Here is a 5345-nt window from a genome sequence, read left to right as displayed (position 1 = left end):
CAAGGAGCAGCAGCGCTGGGCCGAGCCGCTGGCGGCGGACATCGGCCGGGCGCTGGCCGAGAACCTGGCGCAGGCGCTGCCGGAGGCCTATGTCTACAGTCAGGCGGCCAGTGCCGCCACGGCGCTGCCGCCGCGCTTCCGTGTTTCCGTGGATGTGCAGCGTTTCGAGTCGCGCCTGCGCGGGCAGGGTGCCGGTGCCGTCCTCGATACGGCGTGGACCGTCACCGAGTTGTCCTCGGGCCGGCGTCAGGCCTGCCGGACGCTGATCCGGGCGCCGTTGCGCGGCAGGGGCTATGACGGCCTGGTGGCGGCGCATCAGGATGCGCTGGCGAGTCTTGGCGAGCGCATCGGCGCGATGGTGGCCGGTGTCGCCGCCGGCCAGCCGGTTCCCGCGACGCCGGCTGACTCCTACTGCCAGCGCCCGCCGGCACCACCGGCATCCGCCGGCGACACGCCCTGAGCTGACCGGGCGCCAGAGGCCGGCAGCAGGCCGCAAGCCCGCATGCCGATGCGTCTTGCATGAAACGGCCCCGGAAACAGAAAGGCCCCGCTCATGCGGGGCCTTTCTGTTTCCGGAGTCAGCCTGACGGCATCAGCCGGCGGCCGACTCCTCGGCCTTCTGCTGGGCTTCGGCTTTCTGGCGGGCTTCCTGCTCGCGCTGCAGGCGACGACGCACGCGCGGGTCGTTGGAGGCGCGGCGCGGTGCCTGCTCGCCGGTGGTGGCGTCATCGCCGGCGGTTTCCGTTGCCACGGCTTCCGGCGTGGCGACAGTCTCCGCTTCGGCTTCTGCCTCGGCCACGATGACGACGGCTTCGGCCTGCGGTTCTGCCGGTGCCTCGGCGACGACGACCTCGACTGCCGGACCTGCATCCGCCACGACCGTTTCGGTGGCGGCTTCATCGGCGGCAGCTTCGACAGCGGCTTCCACCGGCGTGGCCACGGCTTCGCTGGTGACGACCTCGGCGAGTGCATCGGCTTCGGCAGCCGGTGCGGCTTCGGCGGCGATGGTGTCGACAGGCGGCGTGCTCACGGCTGCTGCATCGGTTCCGACCGGCTCGGCGATGATCGCCGGGCTGTTTTCGCTGACGGTGTCAGCCGGGGCGGCGGCCACGCTGTCGGCGGTCGATGCCACGGCATCGGCCACCGGCACGGTGGTATCGGCAGCCTGATCGGCGATGGCATCGGTCGCGACGACCGCGGCACCGGCGGCCGCTGCGAGCAGCTCCGGCGGCACCGGCAGGCCGGCGTCGATCAGCGCCTGCGGATCACGTTCGCGCGGGGCGCGCTGGCGGCGTGCCGGATGGCGGTTGCGGCGACGGCGCGGCTCGCTGCCCTCGGTGGCGGCCGAGGCTTCGGTCACCGGCGTGGTGGCGTCGGCGCTCACGGCCTCGACAACGACATCGGCCACGGCGGCCTCGCGCGGGGCGCGCTCGGGGCGCGGTGCGCGTTCGGGACGCGGCGCGCGTTCGGCGCGGGCCTGTTGCGGCGCCTCGGCCGCGGCCTCGCGCAGGGTGTCGCGCGGTGCGCTGTCACGCTGGGCATCGCGTCGTTCGCCGCGAGGCTGACGCTGCGGACGTTCGGCCGGGGCGTCGAGCTGGCTGCGCCCGCCGGCTTCGATGATCTCATTGTTCTGGCGGTTGCGGTCATTGCCGCGCTCGCCGCCGCGACCCTGGCGCTGACCATTGCGGCCGCCGTTCTGGCGGTTGCCCTGGTTCTGACCCTGGCCACCCTGGTTCTGGCCCTGCTGGCGCTGCCCCGGCTTGCGCTCGGGCTGGACCGGCGCGACAGGCTCCGGCTTGACGCCGAACAGGCTCTTCAGCCAGCCCATGAAGCCGGCCGGCTGCGCTGCCACCACCGGCGCGGCCGGCTGGCGGCCGTGCTGCTGGCGCGGAGCACGTTCCTGGCGCGGCTGCTGCTCGCGGGGTGCCTGTTCACGCGGCTCGCGCGGTGCCGGTGCCTGGGTCTCGGGCTGGATGTTGCGCACGGCGGCGACCTGGCGCTTGGGCGCTTCGCCGGCCACGGCGTCGAGCACGATTTCCGGCGCCGGCGGCTGCACGCGCTCGACCAGCTTGAAGCTGGCGACATCCTCGTCACCCTCGGCGACCTGGTCATCACGCAGGCGGGTGACTTCGTAGTGCGGGGTTTCCAGGTGCGGATTGGGCAGGATCAGGATGCGCACGCCGCTGCGGGCTTCCAGCTCGGCCAGCGTCTGGCGCTTCTCGTTGAGCAGGAAGGTGGCCACGGAGACCGGCACCGAGGCGTTGATCTGGGCGGTGCGTTCCTTGAGCACTTCCTCTTCGATCACGCGCATGATCGACAGCGACAGCGAACGCACGTCGCGGATCACGCCGGTGCCGTTGCAGCGCGGGCAGACCAGGCCGGTGGCCTCGTCCAGCGACGGGCGCAGGCGCTGGCGCGACAGCTCGAGCAGACCGAACTTGGAAATGCGGCCGAGCTGGATGCGGGCGCGGTCCATGGACAGGGCTTCGCGGATGCGGTCCTCGACCATGCGCTGGTGCTTGGGCGGGGTCATGTCGATGAAGTCGATCACCACCAGGCCGCCGCTGTCGCGCAGACGCAGCTGGCGGGCGATCTCGTCGGCCGCTTCCAGGTTGGTGTTGAGCGCGGTCTCCTCGATGTCGCTGCCCTTGGTGGCGCGCGAGGAGTTGATGTCGATGGACACCAGCGCTTCGGTCGGATCGATGACGATGGAGCCGCCGGACGGCAGCTTCACTTCGCGCTGGAAGGCGGTCTCGATCTGGCTCTCGATCTGGTAGCGGTTGAACAGCGGCACCGAGTCCCGGTAGAGCTTTATCTTGTTCTGGTAGTGCGGAGTGACCTGCTGCACGAAGGCGAGCGCCTCGTTGTAGGCAGCTTCGTTGTCGATCAGCACGTCGTTGATGTCATCGCGCAGGTAGTCGCGGACGGCGCGGATGATGACGTTCGATTCCTGGTAGATCAGGAAGGGCGCGGCGCGCTCCTTGCCGGCCTGGCCGATGGCGGTCCAGACCTTGAGCAGGTAGTCCAGGTCCCACTGCAGCTCTTCCGGGCTGCGGCCGAGGCCGGCGGTGCGCACGATCACGCCCATGTCGCCGGGAATGTTGATGCTGTTCAGGGCGTCCTTCAGCTCCTGGCGCTCTTCACCCTCGATGCGGCGGGAGATGCCGCCGGCGCGCGGGTTGTTGGGCATGACCACGAGGTAGCGGCCGGCCAGCGAGATGAAGGTGGACAGGGCGGCGCCCTTGTTGCCGCGCTCTTCCTTCTCGACCTGGACGACGACTTCCTGGCCTTCCTGCAGCGCATCCTTGATAGTGATGCGGCCGCCGGCTTCCTTGGGCGTCTTGTTGAAGTATTCGCGGGCGACTTCCTTCAGCGGCAGGAAGCCGTGGCGGTCACCGCCGAAGTCGACGAAGGCGGCTTCCAGGCTGGGTTCGATGCGGGTGACCTTGCCCTTGTAGATGCTGGCCTTCTTCTGGACGCGGCCGCGGTGTTCGAGGTCGAAATCGTAGAGGCGCTGGCCATCCACCATGGCCACGCGGATCTCTTCCGAGTGCGTGGCATTGATCAACATGCGTTTCATTTTTCGGGTGTACCCCATGGGGTTGTGGCCCATATCGGGTGCCCGCAGACAGGCGGTGCGGCAACAGCTGGGGACAGCGGCCTTTATCGGGCCGCCGTTCATGGTGCATGGCGCGTGATTCGGGCGCGCATGCCCTGCAAAGCTCTGTTGTCGGCCACTGTGCTCAGGCCCGGGATGACCGGGGGGAGGGCAGTGGCGCGGTTCCCGGAAATCTGGCCGGGGCCGCATGCGATTCCTGCCTGCGCACAAACTATCGATATGGCGCCAGGCTGTGTTTTCCGGGCGGCGGCAATGTCGCCGCCCGCTTTCAGGTATTGCCTGCCGTATGGGGGAGGTGCATGGGTCGGCGGTCACTCCGGTGACGGCGCGGTATGGTCGCGCATCGTCAGCACAGGGACTCGGCTCGGGTGCTTTTCCCGCCAGGCGGCGCCGCTTTGCTTTATAATTCCGCCATCGACACCGGGGTGCGTNCCGGCCAGCGGCTCGACAATTTCCTCATGACCGCGCTGAAAGGCACGCCGCGCACGCTGGTCTACCGCATCGTGCGCACCGGCGAGGTGCGGGTGAACAAGGGGCGCGTGAAGCCGGACTACCGTGTCTGCGCCGGCGACGTGATCCGCGTGCCGCCGCTGCGCGTGAGCGAGGAGAAGCCGCAGCCCCGGCCCAGCCAGGGCCTGCAGAAGCTGCTTGCCGGCCGCATCGTCCATGACCAGGACCAGCTGCTGGTGGTGAACAAGCCGGCCGGGCTGGCCGTGCATGGCGGCAGCGGCGTGTCGGTGGGGCTGATCGAGGCGCTGCGCGTGCTGCGCCCGGAGCAGGCCGACAGCCTGGAGCTGGTGCACCGGCTCGACCGCGACACTTCCGGCCTGATCATGGTCACCGGGCACCGTGCCCTGCTGCGTGCGCTGCACGAGCAGCTGCGCGAAGGGCAGATGGACAAGCGCTACGTCGCGCTGCTGTCCGGTCGTCTGACCGGCAGCCAGCACCGGGTCGAGGCGCCGCTGCTGAAGACCGAGGGTCCGGGTGGCGAAGCCGTGGTGCGGGTGTCGCGCGAGGGCAAGCAGGCCATCACCGTGTTCACCGTGCTGGAGCGCTTCCGCGATGCCACCCTGGTCGAGGCCCGGCTGCTGACCGGTCGCACGCACCAGATCCGCGTCCATGCCCAGCACCTGGGTCACCCGCTGGTAGGCGACGGCAAGTACGGCCGTGATGCCGACAACAGCCGCTTCAAGGCGCGCGGCCTGTCGCGCCTGTTCCTGCACGCGCGCGACCTGCGCCTGACACTGCCGTCAGGCAAGAAGCTGGCGCTGCACGCCGAGCCGGACGAGGACTTCCAGCGCGGACTGGAGGTGCTGCGTCGTGGCTGACATCGAGCTGGTGATCTTCGACTGGGACGGCACCCTCATGGACTCCGCCGACCAGATCGTGCGCAGCGTGCGCGCCGCCGCCCGTGATCTCGGCGTGGCCGAGCCCAGCGATGCCGCCGCCCGCGACATCATCGGCCTGGCGCTGCCGGAGGCCATGCGCATCCTGTTTCCGCAGGTGGCCGAGGCCGACCTGCTGGCGCTGCGGCAGCGCTACGCCACGCATTTCGTCGGCGGCCTGGGCGGGCACAGCCAGCCCTTCGCCGGCGCCGAGGGCATGCTCCGCGATCTGCGCGGCCAGGGCAGGGCGCTGGCCGTGGCCCGGCTGGTGGCCGCCTCCGATGCCAGCGTGCTGATCCGCGGCGAGAGCGGCACCGGCAAGGAGCTGCTGGCGCAGGCGC

4 protein-coding genes are annotated in these 5345 nt (G+C 70.3%); 3 read left to right on the top strand and 1 reads right to left on the bottom strand.

Annotated elements, in window-relative coordinates:
* Nucleotides 1-460 (top strand): PqiC family protein (locus C5O18_RS06130; protein WP_146089239.1); only part of this gene is annotated, 460 nt, incomplete at its 5' end.
* 132 nt (nt 461-592) lie between these two features.
* Here the strand turns inward: C5O18_RS06130 and C5O18_RS06125 are convergent.
* Entirely contained in the window at nt 593-3580 is a 2988-nt protein-coding gene (locus tag C5O18_RS06125) for an Rne/Rng family ribonuclease (protein WP_105192406.1), read from the bottom strand.
* Nucleotides 3581-3951: 371 nt separating this feature from the next.
* On the opposite strand from C5O18_RS06125, the gene C5O18_RS06120 reads away from it, so the two are divergent.
* Together C5O18_RS06120 and C5O18_RS11070 are read left to right on the top strand one after the other, a co-directional pair.
* A complete protein-coding gene (locus C5O18_RS06120) occupies nt 3952-4947 on the top strand; it encodes an RluA family pseudouridine synthase (protein WP_105192404.1) in 996 nt (331 codons plus the stop codon).
* Nucleotides 4940-5345 (top strand): HAD family hydrolase (locus C5O18_RS11070; protein ID WP_420884475.1); only part of this gene is annotated, 406 nt, incomplete at its 3' end. The genes C5O18_RS06120 and C5O18_RS11070, both read left to right, overlap by 8 nt.

It is taken from the genome of Amnimonas aquatica, from assembly GCF_002943415.1.
GTDB lineage: Bacteria > Pseudomonadota > Gammaproteobacteria > Pseudomonadales > Moraxellaceae > Perlucidibaca > Perlucidibaca aquatica_A.
The sequence above is the reverse complement of the archived record's forward strand: the minus strand, read 5'-3'. Positions and strand labels throughout refer to the sequence as shown.